At 64.7% G+C, this 22629-nt stretch carries 13 protein-coding genes; 9 read left to right on the top strand and 4 right to left on the bottom strand.

From position 1 onward, the window contains the following. The first annotated feature begins 9 nt into the window (after positions 1 to 9). Genes gnd through ACVILH_RS14500 form a run of 4 tightly spaced genes read left to right on the top strand, consistent with a single transcriptional unit; the run spans position 10 to position 4665 of the window. Positions 10 to 1059, top strand: a complete 1050-nt coding sequence (gnd, locus tag ACVILH_RS14515; RefSeq protein WP_456713504.1) for a phosphogluconate dehydrogenase (NAD(+)-dependent, decarboxylating) — start codon at positions 10 to 12, stop codon at positions 1057 to 1059. Then, entirely contained in the window at positions 1056 to 2576 is a 1521-nt protein-coding gene (zwf, locus tag ACVILH_RS14510) for a glucose-6-phosphate dehydrogenase (RefSeq protein ID WP_456713503.1), read from the top strand. Before gnd ends, zwf begins: the two co-directional genes overlap by 4 nt. Before the next feature lie 4 nt (positions 2577 to 2580). After that, positions 2581 to 3834 carry a 6-phosphogluconolactonase gene (pgl, locus tag ACVILH_RS14505; RefSeq protein ID WP_456713502.1) on the top strand — a complete coding sequence of 418 codons (1254 nt, stop codon included), beginning with the start codon at positions 2581 to 2583 and terminating at the stop codon, positions 3832 to 3834. Between the two features lie 18 nt (positions 3835 to 3852). Further along, positions 3853 to 4665, top strand: coding sequence for an HAD family hydrolase (locus ACVILH_RS14500; protein WP_456713501.1), 813 nt, complete (start codon positions 3853 to 3855; stop codon positions 4663 to 4665). 224 nt (positions 4666 to 4889) lie between these two features. On the opposite strand, the gene ACVILH_RS14495 is transcribed toward ACVILH_RS14500, so the two are convergent. From ACVILH_RS14495 to malQ, 3 genes are all read right to left on the bottom strand, one after another. Next, a protein-coding gene (locus ACVILH_RS14495) for an IS630 family transposase (protein ID WP_456713500.1) occupies positions 4890 to 5832 on the bottom strand; the annotation gives its coding sequence in 2 pieces (ribosomal slippage) (positions 4890 to 5496 and positions 5495 to 5832; 945 coding nt in all). 121 nt (positions 5833 to 5953) lie between these two features. Continuing rightward, positions 5954 to 7765 (bottom strand): glycoside hydrolase family 15 protein, encoded by a 1812-nt coding sequence (locus ACVILH_RS14490; RefSeq protein WP_456713499.1) that lies wholly within the window; start codon positions 7763 to 7765, stop codon positions 5954 to 5956. Between the two features lie 41 nt (positions 7766 to 7806). Then, a complete protein-coding gene (gene malQ, locus ACVILH_RS14485) occupies positions 7807 to 9759 on the bottom strand; it encodes a 4-alpha-glucanotransferase (protein ID WP_456713498.1) in 1953 nt (650 codons plus the stop codon). Between the two features lie 342 nt (positions 9760 to 10101). Here malQ and treS point away from each other — a divergent pair, with 342 nt between their 5' ends. From treS to treY, 5 genes are read left to right on the top strand one after another with little or no spacing between them, the layout of a single operon-like run. Beyond that, positions 10102 to 13407, top strand: coding sequence for a maltose alpha-D-glucosyltransferase (treS, locus tag ACVILH_RS14480; protein ID WP_456713497.1), 3306 nt, complete (start codon positions 10102 to 10104; stop codon positions 13405 to 13407). Further along, complete coding sequence (gene glgB, locus ACVILH_RS14475; RefSeq protein WP_456713496.1) at positions 13404 to 15542, top strand: 1,4-alpha-glucan branching protein GlgB; 2139 nt, start codon at positions 13404 to 13406, stop codon at positions 15540 to 15542. Before treS ends, glgB begins: the two co-directional genes overlap by 4 nt. 4 nt (positions 15543 to 15546) lie before the next feature. Beyond that, positions 15547 to 17622: a glycogen debranching protein GlgX gene (glgX, locus tag ACVILH_RS14470; protein ID WP_456713495.1), complete on the top strand. Its 2076-nt coding sequence runs from the start codon at positions 15547 to 15549 to the stop codon at positions 17620 to 17622. Continuing rightward, positions 17619 to 19385, top strand: coding sequence for a malto-oligosyltrehalose trehalohydrolase (treZ, locus tag ACVILH_RS14465; protein ID WP_456713494.1), 1767 nt, complete (start codon positions 17619 to 17621; stop codon positions 19383 to 19385). Before glgX ends, treZ begins: the two co-directional genes overlap by 4 nt. Positions 19386 to 19387: 2 nt before the next feature. Then, positions 19388 to 22192: a malto-oligosyltrehalose synthase gene (gene treY / locus ACVILH_RS14460; protein ID WP_456713493.1), complete on the top strand. Its 2805-nt coding sequence runs from the start codon at positions 19388 to 19390 to the stop codon at positions 22190 to 22192. On the opposite strand, the gene ACVILH_RS14455 is transcribed toward treY, so the two are convergent. After that, the gene (locus ACVILH_RS14455) at positions 22193 to 22504 is read right to left on the bottom strand and encodes a polyhydroxyalkanoic acid system family protein (protein WP_456713492.1); all 312 of its coding nucleotides are present in this window, start codon (positions 22502 to 22504) and stop codon (positions 22193 to 22195) included. Between the last annotated feature and the right edge of the window lie 125 nt (positions 22505 to 22629).

The following is a 22629-nucleotide window of genomic DNA, read 5'->3' as shown; positions in this document are numbered from 1 at the left end:
GCCTCATCGATGCAATTGGGAATGATCGGCCTCGGGCGGATGGGCGGCAACATCGTGCGCCGCCTGATGCGCGCGGGGCATTCGTGCGTGGTCTATGATCGCGATGCGAAGGCCGTCGCCGCGCTGGTCTCGGAGGGCGCGACGGGAGCAGCAAGCCTGGAAGAGTTCGTCGGCAAGCTCGCGACACCCCGGCACGCCTGGATCATGCTGCCGGCCGGTAAGATCACCGAAGCAACGGTCGAGCAGCTCACCAAGCTGATGTCCTCCGATGACGTCATCATCGACGGCGGCAACAGTTTTTGGCAGGACGACGTCCGCCGCGGCAAGGCGCTGCGGGAGCGCGGCCTGCATTATGTCGACGTCGGCACCTCCGGCGGGGTCTGGGGTCTGGAGCGCGGCTATTGCATGATGATCGGCGGCGACAAGGAAGTGGTCGACCGGCTCGATCCGATCTTTTCGACGCTCGCACCTGGCATCGGCGACATCCCGCGCACGCCGGGCCGTGACGGCCGCGATCCGCGCGTCGAGCAGGGTTATATCCACGCCGGCCCGACCGGCGCCGGCCATTTCGTCAAGATGATTCATAACGGCATCGAATACGGCCTGATGCAGGCCTATGCCGAAGGCTTCGACATCCTGCGCCATGCGAACAGCGACGCGCTTCCCGAAGCGCATCGCTTCGATTTCGACCTCGCCGATATCGCCGAGGTCTGGCGCCGCGGCAGCGTGATTCCGTCGTGGCTGCTCGATCTCACAGCCAGCGCGCTGGCGCGCCAGCCGGGGCTGGAGAAATATTCCGGCTATGTCGAGGATTCCGGCGAAGGCCGCTGGACCGTGAATGCCGCGATCGACGAGGCCGTGCCGGCGGAGGTGCTGACGGCGGCGCTGTTCGCGCGCTTCCGCTCGCGTCAGGAGCACACCTTCGCGGAGAAGATCCTCTCCGCCATGCGCGAAGGCTTCGGCGGCCATAAGGAGCCCGAGCAGCATCCTGATCCCGCGCGCCAGAGCGCGCCTGAGATCGTCAAACCTAGGGATCATGACAAGGCTGACCGCGCGTGACACCTCACCCTCATCAGCCCCCACACCAGAAGCCCGACGCCTGCGCCTTCGTGATCTTCGGCGTCACCGGCGACCTCACGCACCGCCTGGTGCTGCCGTCGCTGTACAATCTCGCCGCCGGCAATCTGCTGCCGGATCGGTTCTGCATCGTCGGCATCGCCCGCAAGGGCATGTCGAGCGAGCAGTTGCGCACCAACCTAATGGAAGGCCTGCGCAAATATGCGACACGGCCGATCGAGGACGAGGTCGCCCAACGCCTGCTGCATTGCGTGACCGCGATCGAAGCCGACCCGAAGGAGCCGGACAGCTTTGACGAGCTGAAAGAGCGGCTCGAAAAACTGGAAGCCGCGCGGGAGACGCACGGCAACCGGCTGTTCTATCTGGCGACGCCGCCCGCCGCCTTCGCGCCGATCGCCCAGCAGCTCGGCCGCGTCGGGCTGCTGAAGGAGGACGGCAAGGCGTGGCGCCGGCTGGTGGTGGAAAAGCCGTTCGGCACCGATCTCGCCTCGGCCAAGAAGCTCAACGATCAGCTGCTGGAGCTCGTCACCGAGCATCAGATCTACCGGATCGATCATTATCTCGGCAAGGAGACGGTGCAGAACATCCTGGTGCTGCGGTTCGCCAACGGCATGTTCGAGCCGATCTGGAACCGGCATCACATCGACCACGTCCAGATCACGGTCGAGGAGAAGCTCGGCGTCGGTACGCGCGGCAGCTTCTATGACGCCACCGGCGCACTGCGCGACATGGTGCCCAACCATCTGTTCCAGTTGCTGTCGCTGGTCGCGATGGAGCCGCCGGCGCGCTTCGATGCGCACACGGTGCGCTCGGAGAAGGCCGAGGTGCTCTCGGCCATTCAGCCGCTCACCGAAGAGGAAGCGCTGCTGAATTCCGTCCGCGGCCAGTACAAGGCCGGCATGGTCGGCGACACCGAGCTGACGGCGTATCGCGAGACCAAAGACGTGAATCCCGACAGCACGACCGAAACCTATGCTGCGCTGAAGCTGACGATCGACAATTGGCGTTGGGCCGGCGTGCCATTCTATCTGCGCACCGGCAAGGCGCTCGGCGTCAAGCGCACCGAGGTCGCGATCAAGTTCCGACAGGCGCCGTTCGCGATGTTTAGCTGCACGCCGATCGATACGCTGGCGGAGAACTATCTGGTCATCGGCATCGAGCCGACCCAGAGCATCACCCTGCAGTTCAACACCAAGATTCCCGGGCCGACCATCCGCACCGACGGCGTGCAGATGAAGTTCAACTACAAGGACTATTTCCAGGCGGAGCCGGCGACCGGCTACGAGACGCTGATCTATGACTGCATGATCGGCGACAACATCCTGTTTCAGCGCGCCGACAGCGTCGAGGCTGGCTGGAAGGCGGTCGAGCCGTTCATCGAGGCCTGGAAGAAGGCCGGCCGCGACGGCCTGCATACCTACAGCGCGGGAAGCGAAGGTCCCAAGGCGGCTGCCGATCTCTTGGCGCGCGACGGCCGCAGCTGGCGCAAGCTGGCCTGACGCGATGGGCACGCCGTTTCCCGAGCTGGTGCGCGTCGCCGACAAGGCCGCGATGGCGCAGGCGGCCGCCGATCTCCTGCTCGCTCGGATCGCCGCCAATTCGGGCCGCATCGCGATCTGCCTCACCGGGGGCTCCAGTCCGAAGCAGCTCTACGAGCTGCTCGCAACACAGTCTTATCGCGACCGCATTCCCTGGCCGCGCGTGCACTGGTTCATCGGCGATGAGCGTTTTGTTCCGCCAGGCGATCCGCTGCACAACATGACGATGGCGCGTCACGCCTTCCTCGATGCGTGCGCGCCCGCTAAAAATATTCATCCGATCCTGACGAACACCGACTCTCCCGAGAGCAGCGCGGACGCCTATGCCCGCGAGCTGATGGCGTTCTATGGCGCTGACGCGCTCGACCCTGCGCGACCGCTGTTCGACCTCGTGCTGCTCGGCATTGGCCCCGACGGCCACGTTGCCTCGCTGTTTCCAGGCTACCCGGCGGTCGATGTCAGAGATCGCTGGGTCGTCGGCGTTGACAAGGCGCATGTCGCCCCGTTCGTGCCGCGAGTCAGCCTGACGCTGCCGGTGCTGGCCTCCTGCCGCACCATGCTGTTCGAGGTGGGCGGAGCCGACAAGCGGCCGATCCTGACGCGGGTGCTGGCCGGCGAGGACCTGCCGGCCAATCGCGCGCGGTCAAACGAGAGGACGACATTTCTCATCGACGATGCGGCGTGGCCGGAGAATTCGGCGAAGCTCCCACATGCGCTGATCGTCATGGGCGTGTCGAGCTCAGGCAAGAGCACGGTCGGCGAAGCGCTGGGCCAACGTCTCGGCTGGCGGTTTGAGGACGGCGACAGCTTTCATCCGCCGGCCAACGTCGCCAAGATGAGCGCGGGCCAGCCGCTCACCGACGAGGACCGCTGGCCCTGGCTGCAGGCGATCGCCGACGAGATCGCGCGTTGCCGCGCCGAGGGCGTGCCCATCATCATCGCCTGCTCGGCGCTCAAGAAGGCCTATCGCAAGATCCTGGTCGGCGATAGCGGCGACGTCCGCCTCGTCTATCTCGAGGGCGACCGCGAGCTCATCGGCGACCGCATGGATCACCGCCAAGGGCATTTCATGCCGCCCGGGCTGCTCGACAGCCAGTTCGCCACGCTGGAACCACCTGGCGCCGACGAGCATCCTATCACCGTCTCGGTCGACGAACCGGTCGAGAGCATCGTTGACGACATCCTAAAACAGCTTGCAACCGGTCGGGATCGTGTCTGACCGCCAATGGAAGGGCACATGACCCGTATCGCTCTCGTCGTGTCCGACGTTGACGGCACGCTGCTGACCAAGGACAAGATCCTGACCGAACGCGCGGCCAAGGCCGCCCGCGAGCTGCGTGAGGCCGGGATCGCCTTTACCATCACCTCGAGCCGCCCGGCGATCGGCATGGGCTTCCTGATCGCGCCGTTGCAGATCGACCTGCCGGTCGGCCCGTTCAATGGCAGCTCCATCGTCAATCCCGACATGCGGCCGCTCGAGCAGAGCCTGATCCCGACAGACGCGGCCGAGCGCTCGGTCGACCTTCTGCATCAGCGCGGAATCGACATCTGGGTGTTCACCGCCGACGCGTGGCTGACGCGCAATCCCGACGGCGACTACGTGCCGAACGAGCAGCGCGCGATCCGCGCCGATCCCACCATCATCGACGATTTCACGCCCTATCTGTCGAGCGCGTGCAAGATCGTCGGCGCCAGCCGCAACTTCGATCTGCTGGCCCGGTGCGAAGGCGAGATGCGCGAGCTGCTGGGCGGCGAGGCCACCGCAGTGCGCTCACAAAGCTACTATCTCGACATCACACCGCCCGGCCGCAACAAGGGCACCTTCGTCACCGCGATGGCCCAGCGCCTCGGCATTTCGCTCGACCAGGTCGCGACCATCGGCGACATGCACAATGACATCGCGATGTTCGAGGTCAGCGGCCTGTCGATCGCGATGGGCAATGCCAGCGACGACGTAAAGAGCAAGGCCAAGCGCGTCACCACCTCCAACCACGACGAAGGCTTCGCCAACGCCATGGAGATGATCCTGGCCGAGAACGCACAGGGCTGAAGCCGCAGCGAATTTGCTGGCGCGCCGTTCTTCACCTCTCCCGAAGGGAGAGGTCGGATTGCATCGCCAGATGCAATCCGGGTGAGGGGATCAAGCGCGAGTAATCGTGCGGATAGACCCCCTCACCCGGCGCTGCGCGCCGACCTCTCCCCGATGGGGAGAGGTGAGACTGAGGCCGCGGTGGGCTGCAGGCAACACCCACTCCAATCTAGAGCATGATGTTTTTATACGGAAACATATCCTGAGTTTTTCAGGTAGTTGGCGCATTCTTTTTCCGAGAACATATCGAGGAGAGCTCCGGCTTTTCGCCAGGTCGCCTCGATCGTCCGTGGTTCTGCAGCCCGCAGGAGGTGTTTGAGTTTTGCGAACACCTGCTCGATCGGATTGAGGTCTGGGCTGTAGGGCGGCAGAAAGAGCAGATGCGCTCCCTTGGCGCGGATGATCTCACGAACTTTTTGGCCCTTATGGCTCCCGAGATTGTCGAGGATAACGACGTCTCCCTTGCTCAAGGTCGGAGCCAGTTCATTTTCGACGTAGAGCGTGAAGAGTTCGCCATTGATGGGGCCATCAATAACCCACGGCGCGGCGATCCGGTCGTGGCGCAGGGCCGCGATGAAGGTCATGGTCTTCCAGTGGCCGAAGGGAGCCGATGCCTCCAGACGTTGTCCACAAGGACCCCAACCGCGCAGTGGCGCCATGCTGGTCTTGATCCACGTCTCATCAATAAAGACCAGCCGAGAGACGTGGATCTTACCCCGGTGAGCTTTCCAGCGCGCTCGCTTACGCGCGACGTCTGGTCGATCTTGTTCGGCGGCGCGGATCGTTTTTTTTATAACTCAGCCCTTCAGCATGTACGAAGGTCCACACCGCGCGGACATCTGTCTTTACCCCGCGGGTCGCCAGCTCTCTTGTCAATTGACGCAGCGTGAAAGGCCCCGAACTGATGCGTTGACGCAACCAATCAGCGTTGCCTCCAGATAGAACTGGCTTCTTGTGACCGCCGATCTTGCCGGGAGAGATACCGCCGGTCTCCTGCCTGAGCTTCTTCCATTTCGGGATGCAGGACGGGCTGATCTGGAGACTGCCTGCGATCGAACGCACGCTCTCGCCGGCATCTGCCCGCGCCAGAGCAATCTCACGGATATCGTCCGAATAGGGTCGCGTCATCCATGCTGGCCTCCGTACCCCAGCATGAAGCTTGAATCAGAGATTCACTCGCCTGGGAATCCGATTCCAAAGAAAAACAACGTGCTCTAGTTCACAATTGACGTTTCGACCTGTTGCCGGCTCAGGCGTCCGAGCGCTGCTTGGCTGGCTTGTCGCTCTTTGTCTTGGCGCCGCTCAGATTCTGCGCCGTGTTGATCAGCGCAATATGCGTCAGCGCCTGCGGAAAGTTGCCGGTCTGGCGGCGCGCATCGATGTCGTATTCCTCTGCGAGCAGTCCGACATCGTTGGCGATGTCGACGACGCGCTGGAACAGCGTCTCCGCCTTTGCAATGTCGCCGGACAGCACATGAGCATCCGCCAGCCACAGGGTGCAGGCCAGGAAAGCGCCCTCGATCGGCTGCTGCTCTTGTGACGACACTTCGCGTGGATCGTGACGCAGCACAAAACCGTCGCGCACCAGATGCTGCTCGATGGCCGCGATGGTGCCGCGGATGCGCGGATCGGAGCACGGCAGGAAGCCGACCGCCGGCAACAGCAGCAGGCTAGCATCGAGCAGCTTGGACCCGTACGCTTCGACGAAGCTGCCGATCTCCGCGTCATAGCCCTTTTCGCAGACGTCGCGATGGATGGTGTCGCGCAGCCGCCGCCAGCGCTCCAGCGGCGCCTTCAGATCAAAGCGCTCGGCGCTCTTGATGGCGCGGTCGAAGGCGACCCAGGTCATGACCTTGGAGAAGACGTAGTGCCGGCCGTCGCCGCGGCGCTCCCAGATGCCGTGATCGGGCTGGTCCCAGACATCCGTGAGATGGTCGACCACGGCGCGCTCGAGCGCCCAGGTGCCGTCGTTCAGCTTCAGCTTGGTCATGCGCGCCTGATGGAAAGCGTCGATCAGCTCGCCATACACATCGAGCTGTAGCTGCGCGTGAGCGGCGTTGCCGATGCGAACCGGCTGCGAGCCCTCGTAGCCCGGCAGCCATTCCGCCTGCCATTCGGTGAGCCGGCGCTGGCCCATGATGCCATACATGATCTGCATGTGAGCTGGCGCGCCGGCCGCCGCGCGCAGCAGCCAATTGTGCCACGCCAGCGCTTCCTCGGTATAGCCAGAGTTCATCAGCGCCAGCAGCGTGAACGTCGCGTCGCGCAGCCAGCAGAAACGATAATCCCAATTGCGCCAGCCGCCGAGTTTTTCGGGCAAAGATGTCGTCGGCGCCGCGACGATGCCGCCCGTCGGACCATAAGTGAGCGCCTTCAGCGTGATCAGTGAGCGCATCACGAGATCGCGATGGTCGCCCTGATAGGTGCAGCGCTGTGACCAGTCCGACCAGAACGCCTCAGTATCGCGTAGCGCCTGCTCGGAGTCGATGGCCTTGGGCACCGGCAGGTGCGACGCGCCATAGGTCAAGACGAACGGCACGGTCTCGCCCGCCGCCACCTCGAACTCAGCGACGGTCGTCATGTCCTCGCCGCGGGTCGCGACCGGCGTATGCAGCACCGCCATGTCCGGCCCGCAGACGGCAAGCAGCGCGGAGCGGTCCTCGGAGCGCCGTACCCAGGGAATCTCGATGCCGAAGCCGAAGCGGATGATCATGTCCATGCGCATCGCGACCTTGCCAGATACGCCGCGAACCAGACGGACGACGTCGGAGGCGCTGCCGCGCGGCGGCATGAAGTCGATCAGTTCGACCGTGCCGGTCGCAGTCTCGAACCGCGTTTCGAGAATGAGGCTGTCGCCGCGGTAGCGCCGCGACGTGTTGGTCACTTCGCCGCGCGGCTCGATCAGCCAGCGGCCGTTGCGATGGTCGCCAAGCAGAGCGGCGAAGCAGGCGTCCGAGTCGAACGCCGGCCAGCACAGCCAGTCGATCGACCCGTTGCGGCTCACCAGTGCCGCCGTCTCACAATCACCGATCAGCGCGTAATCTTCGATCCTGCAGGACATTCCACATCCGTGTGCAAATGCCCCCGCCCGCACCTCCTATGTTAAACGCCGGCGGCGCTGATCCGTTCGGCGGTGGCGGTCCGTAAAGCCTCCAAACTGGTGCTCGCGGCAATGTCCTCGATCGGCACCGGGATCTTGCGGCGCCAGTTCGGGTGCTCGTCGATGGTGCCGGGAATGTTCGGCTGGTCGACGACCCCAAGCAGATCCTCAATCGAAATGACGAGCAGCCGCGAGCGCGTGCGCGACAGGAAGCCGATCGCGGCGTGAACGTCATTGGTTGGGATGCCGTTGTGACGCAGCACCTCGTCCCATAGCCCGAGCGCCCGCCAGCGATCCTGATCGGTCTCGCCGGGATCGATGCCCAGGGCACGCTTGGTGTTGAGATCGCCGAACGAGCGCCAGCCGGCATAGGTCGAGAGGTCATGCGTGTTGAGCGTGACCAGGGCGTTGGGCGGGTAATAGTCGAGGTCGCGAAAGCGGCCGCTGTCGTCGCGCTCGAAGATCATCACCTTGTAGGACCACAGGCCCCAATCCGCCATCTGCTCGCGAAACCCCTCCGGCACGGTGCCGAGATCCTCGCCGATAACGATGCAGTGGTTGGCGACGCTCTCCATCGCGGTGGCCGCGAGCAGCGCGTCGAACGGCATCTGCACATAGGCGCCCTGCTTGGCCGGAAAGCCGTGCGGCACGAGATAGAGCCGCTTCAAGCCGAGAACGTGATCGAGCCGGATCGCGCCGGCATGGCGCATCGAAGCCCTGATCATCTCGCGGAACGGCTCGAAATTCTTCAGCTCCAGCCCGGGCGCGTTGAAGCCGGCCAGCCCCCAGTTCTGCCCGACCGTGTTCAACGGATCAGGCGGCGCGCCGACCGACAGCGTGCGCGAGATCGACCCCTGCTCGTTCCAGGCGTCGAAGCCGTCGGATTGAACGCCGACCGCGACATCTAGATAAAGCCCCACCTTCATGCCCAGCCGATGCGCGAGATCCTTGCAGCGGCGAAGTTGCCGTTCGGCGAGCCATTGCACATAGGCAACGAAATCGGCCTCACGGCTGTCGGGACCACTGAGCAGCGCCGCGCAGCGCGCCGCATCCGGCTGCCGCCATTCCTCCGGCCAGTCCCACCACGGCTTCTGGAAGCGATGACGCAACACCTCGAAGCAGGTGAACCGCGCCAGCAACTCGCCACGCTCGGCGCGATAGGCCTTGAACTCGGCGGCGTCGGCACTGCTCGGCGCAGCGATGAACGCATCAAACGCCGCGCGCAAGGCAGGCCACTTCAACGCAGCGACGCCTTTATAATCGACCAGGTCGGCCTGCCGCAGCGGCTCGAGGGCCTTGCTGTCCGGCCCATTGGCAAAGCCCGGCGCCTGTTCGACATCCACATAGAGCGCATTGAGAAACAGCCGGCTGTTCGGCGCATAAGGGCTGAAATCGCCGGGCCGGTCGTCGAACAGCGCGTGCAACGGATTGAGGCCGACACCATCGGCGCCGAGCTTGGCGCACAGCGTGATCAGATCGGCAAGATCGGTGAAATCGCCCATGCCCCAGTTGCGGCGCGACCGGATGCCATAGAGCTGCACGGCCAGCACCCAGACGCGATCGAATTCGCCGGTGAAGGCCTTGTCCGGCGTCACCAGCAGCGGCAGTTCGTCGCGGCACGACGACGCATCAGCGAGCTCGACGCGATAGCTGCCGATGGGCAGATCGCCCGGCCATTCCAGCGACAGCTCCTGCGCCTCACCATGCGCAACCGCGACATCGCCGCGCTTGATCGTCCATGCGACCGGCAGCTTGGCCGCCTCGTTGAGTCGGCTGCGCGCCGGCTGTCCGGAGCGAATCACGACTGCGCCGTTGAGCAGCTGGTGCGGCGTGGCCCTCGGGAAGGCCTCGACGATGATCTTAAGCGCGGCCTCGTCGGTGACGCGGCGATTCCCCTGACCGTCGTAGAATTCTGTCAGGATTCCGAGACTATGAGCTTGGCTATAGAGGTCCATTCGGCACGCGATCTGACGTCACGAGGGTCGCACGTCGTGAAAATGTTGTGGGACGGCAAGAGGATAGGCCCTAACGCGCCGCGTTGGCCCTCGTTCCCTAGGGAACAAAAACCGGGACTGCGGCTTTGTATCGGGTGGTTCCGGTTCCTAGCGAACCGGGACACGGTTTTCTTGTCAATGGCATCACCGTGAACAAATTTCCGCACACGTTCGAGAGCGTCATCGTCCGCGGCGCTTTCTCCCCTATTCTGCCCTCTTTTGAGGAGAGCCGCATCTGGCGGCGCCGGCGCGCCTCCGACCACCGCCGATCCCTTCTTCTTCTCTCTTCGGTGTGAGGGCCTCATGAACGTGATGTCACCCCTGGATGCCCCGAGCCTCCAGACCGAGACCGATGGTGACGGCCTCTGGTACAAGGACGCGATCATCTACCAGTTGCACGTCAAGGCGTTCGCCGACAGCAACAATGACGGCATCGGCGACTTTGCCGGCCTCACCGAGAAGCTCGATTATCTGCAGGACCTCGGCGTCACTGCGCTGTGGCTGCTGCCGTTCTATCCCTCGCCCGGCCGCGACGACGGCTACGACATCGCCGATTACGGCAGCATCAATCCCGATTTCGGGACGATGAAGGAGTTCAAGCGCTTCATCCAGGAAGCGCAGCGCCGGGGCTTGCGCGTCATCACCGAGCTCGTCGTCAACCACACCTCCGACCAGCACCATTGGTTCAAGCGGGCCCGCCGCAGCCCGCCGGGCTCTAGCGCGCGCAATTGGTATGTCTGGAGCGACACCGACCAGAAATATCTGGGCACCCGCATCATCTTCACCGACACTGAGAAGTCGAACTGGACCTGGGATCCCGAGGCCGGCCAGTTCTACTGGCACCGCTTCTTCTCGCACCAGCCGGACCTCAACTTCGACAATCCGCGGGTGGTCAATGCCATCATCCAGGTGATGAAGCGCTGGCTCGATGCCGGCGTCGACGGCTTCCGTCTGGACGCCATTCCCTATCTTTGCGAGCGCGACGGCACCAACAACGAGAATCTCCCCGAGACGCATGCGATCATCAAGCGCCTGCGCGTCGAGCTCGATAATTACGCCAAGGACAAGCTGCTGCTGGCCGAAGCCAATCAGTGGCCGGAGGACGTGCAGGAATATTTCGGCCAGGGCGACGAGTGCCACATGGCCTATCACTTCCCGCTGATGCCGCGCATCTACATGGCGATCGCGCAGGAGGACCGCTTCCCGATCACCGACATCCTGCGCCAGACACCGGACATCCCTTCGAGCTGCCAATGGGCGCTGTTCCTTCGCAATCATGACGAGCTGACGCTCGAGATGGTGACCGACGTCGAGCGCGATTATCTGTGGTCGACCTATGCCAACGATCCGCGCGCCCGCATCAACGTCGGCATCCGCAGGCGGCTCGCGCCGCTGATGGACAATGACCGGCGCAAGATCGAGCTGATGAACTCGCTGCTGATGTCGTTCCCGGGCACGCCGATCATCTATTACGGCGACGAGATCGGCATGGGCGACAACATCTATCTCGGCGACCGCAACGGCGTGCGCACGCCGATGCAGTGGACGCCCGACCGCAACGGCGGCTTCTCGCGCGCCGATCCGGCGCGGCTATACGCGCCGATGATCATGGACCCGGTCTATGGCTACGAGGCGGTCAACGTCGAGGCGCAGTCGCGCAGCCTGTCGTCGCTGCTCAATGCCACCAAGAAGCTGATCTCGGTGCGCAAGTCGACGCTCGCTTTCGGCCGCGGCACCATGACGTTCATCCGCCCGGCCAACCGCTCGGTGCTGGCCTATGTGCGCCAGTACAAGGACGAAGTCATCCTCTGCGTCGCCAACCTGTCGCGCTCGGCGCAGGCGACCGAGCTCGATCTCTCCGCCTTCAAGGATCGCATTCCGATCGAGATGCTCGGCCGCTCCCGCTTCCCCGCGATCGGCGAGCTGCCTTACATGATCACGCTGTCGCCCTACGGCTTCTACTGGTTCCAGCTCAAGGAGCGTGACAAGTCCGAGCCGGTCGTTCAGCGCGCGGTGCCGGAATTCGAGACGCTGGTGGTGCCGCTCGGCTCGACCTGGGTGTCGCTCGCGCGCACCCGCAGCTTGTTCGAGCGCGACGTGCTGCCTGGCCACCTCGCGCGCACGCGATGGTACCCTGAACGTGCGCCCGAGACCATTCACCCAACACTCACATCGGCGATCCCGTTCTGCGACATCGGCGACAACAGGCCGTGGCTGATCTTCTTCAAATCCGCCGAGCGCAAGGACGAGCTCCGCTACCTCCTGCCAATGCAGATCGAATGGGTCCGCTTCGACCGCGAGCGCTACAATCCGCAGGCCTTCGCCGCCGTGCGCCAGGGCGCCCGCGAGGGTACCTTGCTGGATGCGGCCACCAATCCGATCTTCCTCGCGCTGCTGCTGCGTAACCTCGCGCAGTCGCTCACGGTCGAGGAAAACGGAATAAGGCTGGAATTCCGCCCGACGTCGCGCTTTCCCGACAAGCCGATCCGCGAGTCCGAGCAGGTGCGCATCATCGAGACCGACCGCTGCAGCAGCAAGGCGGTCGTCAACAACGAGTTCTTCATCAAGATCTACCGCGAGCTCGAGACAGGCCCTCATCCAGAGATCGATCTCAGCCGCTTCCTGACGGAGACCGTCGGCTTTGCCAACGTGCCGCCGCTGCTCGGCAGCGTCGAAGTGATCCAGGACGGCGAGCGGCGGACGATCGGCTGCGTCCATGGCTTCGTCGAGAACCAGGGTGACGGCTGGACCGTCACCGCCGCCTATCTCGACCGCTACATCGACGACCAACGCGTGTTCGCAACCAGCGGCGACGAACGGCAGAGCGAGGAGCTGCCGCCATACCTGCGCTACATGACGCAAGCAGGCCGGCGGGCCGGCGAGTTGCATGTGGCGCTCGCCTCGCGCAGCGATATCGCGGAATTCGCGCCAGAGCCGACCACGACGGACAGCCTCGATCACTGGATCGACCGGCTCCAGTCCCAGGCCAGTCGCGTCTTCGCCAGCCTGAGCGAGCGCCGTGACCACCTCAAGGACCCCGAACGGGGGCTGGCCGATCAGATGCTGTCCAGGCGCGGCGAACTGTCGGAGCGTCTCAGCCATCTGATCCCGCGCGGTGTCGGCGGCTTTGACATCCGCCTGCATGGCGATTTTCATCTGGGCCAGATGCTGATCGTCAAGGACGACATCGTCATCATCGATTTCGATGGCGACGAGGAGCAGCCGCTGGCCGAGCGCCGCCGGAAAGCACCGCCTGCCCGGGACATTGCCGGCTTCCTGCGCTCGATCGACTGCTCGGTTCGCGTGGCGCTGGAGCGCGCGTTGCGCGCCGCGCCCGATGATCACGGCAGGCTCGGGCCCGCGCTCTCCGAATGGCGCGACCAGGCGACCTCGGCATTTCTGGCCGGTTACCGCGAGGTCAAGAGTCCGGAGCAGCTCTGGCCCGCCGACCCGCATGCCGCACAGGCGCTCCTACACTTTTTCCTGCTGGAAAAAGCCCTCGGAGCGCTCGAATATGATCTGGCCCACCGGCCGGATTGGTTGCGCGTCGCGCTGGGCAATCTGCTTCGCGTCCTGTCCGAGTCAGCACCTGCCAGCGAGTCCTTATGACCCATCTTTCTCCCGAGGCGTTTGCGATCATCGAGGGCCGGCATGCCGACCCGTTTCGCTATCTCGGTCAACACGATGTCGACGGCAGAACCGTCGTGCGCGCCTTTCTGCCGGAGGCCTCGCGGGTCGAGGTGGTGGGCGAGCACGGCGAGGTCGCGCCGCTGACGCGCATCCATGATGCCGGCCTGTTCACCGGGACCATGTCGTCGATGCAGCGCTACCGCCTGCGCGCGACCTTCGGCGATTCCGTCACGGATTTGGAAGACCCCTACCGCTTCCTGCCGATCCTCGGGGATTTCGACCTGCATCTGCTCGGCGAGGGCAATCACGAGCGGCTCTACGACAAGCTCGGCGCCCATCCGATGGTGATCGACGGCGTCGACGGCGTGGGCTTCGTCGTGCTCGCGCCCAACGCGCGGCGCGTCAGCGTCGTCGGCGATTTCAACTTCTGGAATGCGCGGCGACACCCGATGCGGGTGCGCGGCAATGGCTATTGGGAGCTGTTCATCCCGCACGCCCGCGCCGGCGATCACTACAAGTTCGACATCATCGGCCCGCAAGGCGAGCACCTGCCGCTGAAGTCCGATCCGATGGCGTTCGCCGCCGAAGTTCGCCCCAAGACGGCTTCCATCGTGGTCGACGAAACGCGGCTGCCGCGACCGCGCCCCGCGCCGCATGACATCAACAAGCTGAACAGGCCGGTCTCGATCTACGAGGTGCATCTCGGCTCCTGGCGGCGCAAGGACAATAATCAATGGCTGACCTATCGCGAGCTCGCCGAGCAGCTGCCGGCCTATGCGCGCGACATGGGCTTCACCCACATCGAATTTCTGCCGATCAACGAGCATCCGTTCGACGGCTCCTGGGGCTATCAGCCCACTGGCCTCTACGCGCCGACCAGCCGGTTCGGCAGCCCTGAGGATTTCTGCGCGCTGATCGATGCCTGCCATCGCGAGGGCCTCGCGGTGTGGCTCGACTGGGTGCCCGGGCATTTTCCGGACGATCCGCACGGTCTCGGCCATTTCGACGGCACCGCATTGTACGAGCATGCCAATCCGATGCAGGGCCGGCATCTCGACTGGGGCACGCTGATCTACAATTACGGCCGCACCGAAGTGGCCAACTTCCTGCGCTCCAACGCGCTGTTCTGGCTGGAGCGCTACGGCATCGACGGCCTGCGCGTCGATGCGGTCGCCTCGATGCTCTATCTCGACTATAGCCGACCATCCGGCGGCTGGATCCCGAACAAATATGGTGGCCGCGAAAACCTCGAAGCCATCGAGTTTCTGCGCCGGACCAATATCGACGTGTTCGGCCACTTCCCGCAGGCCACCACCGCAGCCGAGGAATCCACCGCCTGGCCGCAGGTATCCCGCCCGGTCGATACCGGCGGTCTCGGCTTCGGCTACAAGTGGAACATGGGCTGGATGCACGACACCTTGCGCTACGTCAGCAAGGATCCGATCCACCGCAAATATCACCACGGCGAGATCCTGTTCGGGCTGCACTACGCCTTTTCGGAAAATTTTATTCTGCCGCTGTCGCATGACGAGGTCGTGCACGGCAAGCGCTCGATCCTCGGCCGCATGCCCGGCGACGATTGGCAGCGCTTCGCGAATCTGCGCGCCTATTACAGCTTCATGTTCGGCCACCCCGGCAAGAAGCTGCTGTTCATGGGCTGCGAGATCGCCCAGGAACGGGAATGGAATCACGACACCTCGCTCGACTGGCATCTGCTCGGCGACAAGCGATATGCTGGCATCCAGGCCCTGATCCGCGACCTCAACCATCTCTACCGCAACCAGCCGGCCCTGCATGAGCGCGACTGCGATCCGGAGGGCTTCGAGTGGCTGATCACCGACGACGCCGACCGCAACGTGTTCGCCTGGGTGCGAAAAGGCTTTGATGACCGCGCCCGCTGCGTCGTGGTCGTGAACTTTTCGCCCAACGTGTATTACAATTACCGGGTCCGCGCGCCGCTCGGCGGCACATGGCGGGAAGTCTTCAACTCCGACTCCTCGCATTATGGCGGCAGCAATGTCGGCAATGTCGGCCAGGTCCATGCCTCTGAAGATCAGCACCTCAACCTCATCCTCCCGCCCATGGCAGCGGTATTTCTCGTCCCGGAAGCCTGACACGATGCGTCTGGCCGCAGGAAGTCACGCCCGCCTCGGTGCCACCTGGGACGGGCGGGGGACCAATTTTGCCTTGTTCTCCGCCAACGCCGAGAAGGTCGAGCTGTGTCTGTTCGACAGCCAGGGCCGCCGCGAGATCGAGCGGATCGAGCTGCCGGAGCGCACCGAGGACGTCTGGCACGGCTATCTCAACGACGTCTCGCCGGGGCAGCTCTACGGCTACCGCGTCTACGGCCCCTACGAGCCGGAGCGCGGCCACCGCTTCAACGCCAACAAGCTGCTGCTCGACCCCTATGCCAAGCGCCTCGCAGGGCGCCTGGTGTGGAGCGATGCGCATTTCGCCTATCGCGCAGGCTCGCCGCGCGAGGATCTGTCGTTCGACCGGCGCGACAATGCGCGCGGCATGCCCAAGGCGGTCGTCATCGACGAGACCTTCAACTGGGGCCGCCGCGAGATGCGCCCGCAGATCCCGTGGGAGGACACGATCATCTACGAGGCCCACGTCAAGGGCCTGACCAACAAGCGCGATGATGTCCCGCCGAATTTGCGCGGCACCTATGGCGGGCTGTCCTCGCCGGCGATGATCAAGCATCTGAAGCGGCTCGGCGTCACCACGATCGAGCTGTTGCCGATCCATGCCTTCATCGACGACCGCATGCTGGTCGAGAAGAAGCTCGTCAACTATTGGGGCTACAACACCATCTCGTTCTTCGCGCCGGAGCAGCGCTACGCCCAGGACAATCCGCTCGACGCCTTCAGAACCACAGTGGCGCGTCTGCACGATGCCGGGATCGAGGTGATGCTCGACGTCGTCTACAACCACACCGCCGAAGGCAACCATCTCGGGCCGACCTTGTGCTACCGCGGCATCGACAACGCATCCTACTACTGGCTGAAGCCCGACAATCCCCGCTTCTACGATGATTTTACCGGCTGCGGCTCGTCGGTGAATCTCACGCATCCGCGCGTGCTGCAGATGGTGATGGACTCTCTTCGCTACTGGGTCGAGGTCTGCCATGTCGACGGCTTCCGCTTCGATCTCGCCACCACCCTCGCCCGCGAGAAGCACGGCTTCGACCGGCGCAGCGGGTTTCTGACCGCCATTCGCCAGGATCCCGTTCTGTCCGGCGTCAAGCTTGTGGCCGAGCCCTGGGACGTCGGCCTCGGCGGCTATCAGGTCGGCGCCTTCCCGTCGCAATGGTCGGAATGGAACGACCGCTATCGCAGCGCCATGCGGCGCTATTGGAGCGGCGAAGGCAGCCTGATCGGCGAGGTCTCGAGCCGCATGACCGGCTCGTCCGACATCTTCAATCATGACGGCCGCACCCAGCGCGCCAGCGTCAACCACGTCACCGTCCATGACGGCTTCACGCTCGCCGATCTCTTTGCCTACAACAGCAAGCACAACGAGGCGAACGGCGAGGACAATCGCGACGGCTCCAACGACAACCACAGCAATAACTTTGGCCACGAAGGACCGACCGACGACGTCACGATCAATGCGCTGCGGCGGCAGTCGCGCAAGAACCAGCTCGCCTGTCTGTTCCTCGCGCAAGGCCTGCCGCTGCTGCTGGCGGGCGACGAGGTCGGCAATTCGCAAGCCGGCAACAACAACGCCTATTGCCAGGACAACGAGGTCGGCTGGGTCGACTGGAGCGGCATGGGGCGCGAAGGCGACGATCTCATCGAATTCATCGCGCACATGACCGAGCTGCGCCGCCGCTTCGGCCAGATCCGCGCGCGCCGCTGGCTCGACGGCCGCCGCTCCGACGGCAGCTTCGGCGTGCTGTGGCTGACGCCTGCGGCGGAGGAGATGACGCAAACCGACTGGACCTTTCCAGACGGACGATTTCTCGCCTATGTGCTCGGCCCGGTGGAACAGGAGCAGGCTCCGATCTTTATCGTTCTGAACGCGGCCCCCGAAGAGATCGGATTCAAATTGCCCAAGCTCGCCGAAACCAAGATTTGGCAACAGGTTCTCGACACCACCCAAGCCCAGCAGAAGCCGGCCGACTTCGCCGCAGGGGCTGACCTCAAGGCCCCGCCCCGCTCTGTCCTCGCGTATGCGGGCCTGTCATGAGCACGCGTCAATTCGGCCCCCGCATCACCGCCAATGGCACGACGTTCCGCCTCTGGGCTCCCGCCGCCAAGCGCGTCGATCTCGTTCTCGACGGACGTCATGAGATGCAGCGCGGCGACGGCGGCTGGTATACGCTCGATGTCCCCGGTGTCGGCGCCGGCGCACGCTACAAGTTCCGCATCGATGACGAGCTCGACGTTCCCGATCCCGGCTCGGACTTCCAGCCCGAGGATGTCTCGGGTCCGAGCGAAGTGATCGATCACAGCACCTACACCTGGCACTCCAAGGAGTGGCGCGGGCGACCGTGGCAGGACGCCGTGTTCCTGGAAAGCCACGTCGGCACATTCACGCAGGACGGCACCTATCGCGCGATGATCGACAAGCTCGATCATCTCGTCGAGACCGGCATCACCGCGCTCGAGCTGATGCCGCTGGCCGACTTCGCAGGCTCGCGCAACTGGGGCTATGACGGCGTGCTGCTCTACGCGCCCGACAGCGTCTATGGCCGTCCCGACGATCTGCGCGCGCTGATCGACGAGGCGCATCTGCGCGGGCTGATGGTGTTCCTTGACGTCGTCTACAATCATTTCGGCCCCGAGGGAAACTACATCGGTCGCTACGCGCCGACCTTCTTCACGGACGCGCATACGCCCTGGGGCAGCGCCATCGACTACCGCAAGCCGGAGGTGCGCGCCTTTGCGATCGAGAACGCGCTGCATTGGCTGACCAATTATCGCTTCGACGGGCTGCGCTTTGACGCCGTGAACCACATCCTCTCCAACGAGGGTGAGATCCCGATGCTGCACGATCTCAGCGCCGCCGTCGGCAAGCTGGTCGAGCAGAGCGGACGGCACATCCATCTCGTGCTGGAGAACGGCGACAACCGGGCCAGCATGCTGGACTCCGCGGAGGAGCCGCCGCGCGGCAAATTCCGCGCGCAGTGGAACGACGACTATCACCACGTCTGGCACGTGATGCTGACAGGCGAGAGCGGCGGCTACTACGGCGACTATCAGGATGCTCCGCGCAGCGGACTCGCGCGTGCGCTCGCCTCCGGCTTCGTCTACCAGGGCGAGCCGGCGGCCTTCTGGGGCGGCGATCCCCGCGGCGAGCCGAGCGGTCATCTGGCCCCCGGCGCGTTCGTGAACTTCCTGCAGAACCATGACCAGATCGGCAACCGCGTGTTCGGCGACCGGCTCGAGGCGCTCGCCCCGCCGGAAGGCATCGCGGCCGCGCTCGCGGTAACCCTGCTCGCGCCGACCGTGCCGATGCTGTACATGGGCGAGGAATGGGGCTCGACAAAACCATTCCCGTTCTTCTGCGACTTCCAGGGCGATCTGGCCAACGCCGTGCGCAAGGGACGGCGCAAGGAGTATGAGTGGGCGTATGCCAAATACGGCGACGAGGTGCCCGATCCGCTCGACATCGAGACCTTCAAGTCCGCGATCATCGACTGGGACGCCCGCAATGAGTCTCCCGGCCGCGAGCGCCTCGCCTTGGTGCGCGATCTGCTCATCGCACGCCACAAGCACGTCGCGCCGCTTCTGCCGGGTGCGAGCTTCGGCAAGGCCGATGTCAGCGACGACGGCCGCCTGAGCGCCCACTGGACCATGGGCGACGGCAGCACGCTGCGGCTGCTCGCCAACGTCTCCGACAAGGAGATCGCGGGTGAGGCGAGCCCACTCGCGGGCACGCCGATCTGGGGCGGCACGCCGGGCGGCCATCTGCCGCCCTGGTCGGTATTCTGGAGCATTGGAGGATAGTCATGCCTCCAGCCATTCCGCTCGCGACGTATCGCCTGCAGCTCACCGCCGACTTCAATTTCGAGGCAGCGGCGCGCGTCGTGCCCTACCTGAAGGCGCTCGGCATCAGCCATGTCTACGCCTCGCCCTTCATGAAGGCCCGCAAGGGCTCGACACACGGCTACGACATCACCGATCATTCCAAGCTCAATCCGGAGCTTGGCGGCGAGGACGGCTTTGCAAAGCTCACCGCGGCGCTGAAGGCGCACGATCTCGGCCTGATCCTCGATTTCGTGCCCAACCATGTCGGCGTGCATTTCGACGACAATCCGTGGTGGCTCGACGTGCTCGAATGGGGCCAGGCCTCGCCGCACGCGGCCTCGTTCGACATCGACTGGGACCAGTTGCCCTATCGCGCGCGCGGCGGCGTGCTGCTGCCGATCATCGGCACCTCCTATGGCCACGCGCTCGAGCACGGCGACATCGAGCTGCGCTACGATCCGGACGAAGGCTCGTTCTCCTGCTGGTACTTCGAGCACCGCCTGCCGGTCGCGCCGGAGCGCTATGGCGAGATGCTGCGCATCATCGTCAAGGAGGCCGGCGAGGAGAGCAGCGAGGCCGGCAAGGCGATCCTGGAGCTCGCGTCGCGCTACCCCGGCCTGCGCCATCCCAATCGCAAGGAAGCACCAAGCTTCAAGGCCGCGCTCAAGGCCATCGCCGGCGCGCCGGACGTCATCGCACGCGGCCTGTCGGCTTACAAAGCGGGCGAAGATCGCCCCGCGCAGACATTGGCCCTGCACCATCTGCTGGAGCGGCAGCACTACAAGCTGGGCCACTGGCGGCTGGCGTCGAGCGACATCAACTATCGCCGCTTCTTCGACGTCAATACGCTCGCAGGCCTTCGCGTCGAGGATGCCGGCACGTTCGAGGCCATCCACCGGCTGGTGAAGAAGCTGATCGCCGACGACCAGCTTCAGGGGCTGCGGCTCGATCACATCGACGGGCTGCGCGATCCCGCGCAATATTTCCAGCGGCTGCGCCGTCTCATTCGCGACGCGCGCGGACCGGCCGTCGGTCCGTTTTACGTCGTGATCGAAAAGATCCTCTGCGAGCACGAGAAGCTGCCGAGCTTTGCCGGCGTGCACGGCACCACCGGCTATGAGTGGATGAACGTGATCACGCAGCTCTTGATCGACGGCAGGGGACTGGAGCCGCTCGACGAGATCTGGCGCCAGATCAGCAACAAGCCGCCGAGGCTGGCGCCCGTCATCAAGGAAGCCAAGCGGCGCGTGCTGGAAACGCTGCTGACCAGCGAGTTCACCGTGCTGACACGGCTGCTCGCGCGCATCGCCAACGGGCACTACTCCACGCGCGACTATTCCGAGGACAGTTTGCGCCAGGCGCTCGAACTCTATGTGCTGCACTTCCCGGTCTATCGCACTTATCTGACCGGCGCCGGCCCGACCGAGGCGGACCGCAAGCTGATCGACCACGCCATCGCCGGCGCGCGGGCCGAATGGTTTGCCTCCGATGGCTCGATCTTCGACTTCCTGCGCGACGCGCTCACGATGGATCTGATCAAGCGCGATCGCAGCACCACCCACAGCGTCCCGCGCGTCCGCCGCTTCGCGTTGAAGGTGCAGCAGTTCACCGGCCCGATGATGGCGAAATCGCTGGAGGACACCGGCTTCTACCGCTTCCACCGGCTGCTCGCGCTGAACGAGGTCGGCGGCGATCCGTCGGCGCATGCGCTGGCGATCGGCGACTTCCACAAGCTCATGCAGGCCCGCGCCAAGCACTGGCCGCACGGCATGACGGCGACCGCGACCCACGACACCAAGCGCGGCGAAGATGCCCGCACGCGGCTCGCCGCTCTCACCGAGCTGCCGAGCGACTGGACCTCCGCGGTCGCGCGCTGGAAGACGATGAACGCAGCGCATGTGGTCACCGACGGCAACATGCGTGCGCCCTCTGCAACATTCGAATACATGCTGTACCAGACGCTGGTCGGCATCTGGCCGGCCACCGGTACTGACGAGAGCCTGACCGAGCGCCTCCAGGCCTATGCGCTGAAGGCCGCGCGGGAGGGCAAGGAGGAGACCAGCTGGCTCAATCCGAACGAGGCCTATGAGAACGGCCTGCGCAGCTTCATCGACGGCATCCTGGATCGGGAGCGCTCGGGTGAGTTCCTGCAGTCGCTGGAGATTGTCGCCAAGCGCGTGGCGCTGCTGGGCGCGCTGAACTCGCTGACGCAGCTGACGCTCAAGGCGACCATGCCGGGCGTGCCGGATTTCTATCAGGGCACCGAGTTCTGGGATCTGTCGATGGTCGATCCCGACAACCGCCGCCCGGTCGATTTTGCCGCGCGTGAGCACGCGTTGCGCGAGAGCGAGGCGCCGGACTGGGCTGGCCTCGCAGACCACTGGCCTGACGGCCGCATCAAGCTGGCCTGGACGCGGCAGCTCATCAAGCAGCGGAACGAGCTGCCATCGGTCTTCACCGACGGCTCCTATGAGCCGCTCGAAGTGAGCGGCCGTCATGCCGAGCACATCGTTGCCTTTGCGCGCCGCCGCGGCCGCGAGGCGGTCATCGTGGTTGCCGCGCGCACGCTGGCGCCGTTTACGGACAACGGCCGGGTTTGGCCGCATACGGATGCGTTCGACGCGACCGTGCACCTGCCCGGCTATTCCGCTCCCCCGATCCAGAACGGCGCTCTCCCCGTCTCCGCGTTGTTCACTCACCTTCCGGCTGCGCTGCTCGCAGCTCGTGTGGATAATTCCGCGCACACCGGCGCCCAGCAAACGCCGGCGCTGGAGTCGCAGAGCTGATCAGCTCTTCTTCGTCAGCAGCAGCTGGCCGCGGCTGCGGATGGCGTTCTGCGCGGCCTCGGCAAAGCGCTGCAGCAGCCAGGGCAGCGTGACCTCGACCTGGACGCGATCGTCGGCCACCTCGACATGGCCGGACGCTGCCTGCCCGAGCGCGCGCACGCGAAAGAACATCTTGTCGCCCTCCCAGCGCTCCTCGTCGACGCTGAGCACGGGGATGCTGGTTGCGGCCCGGCGCAGACCGGATTGCAGCCGGCGCAGGGCTTCGTCCTTGCCAAGGCGATGCGGAATGGAAACGACAAGCGGTCTTGACATCGCGTTCTCCTGACTAACAACCGTCCTGATGTAGTCACGGCGTATCACGACCGCAAAGCCACACACCCGATTTTACCTGATCCATCTCCGGAACTTTCGAAGTTCCGACCAGTTTCCTCGGCGAA

This window comes from Bradyrhizobium sp. USDA 4353 (assembly GCF_054063215.1).
This window is presented reverse-complemented; position numbering and strand designations above follow the sequence as displayed.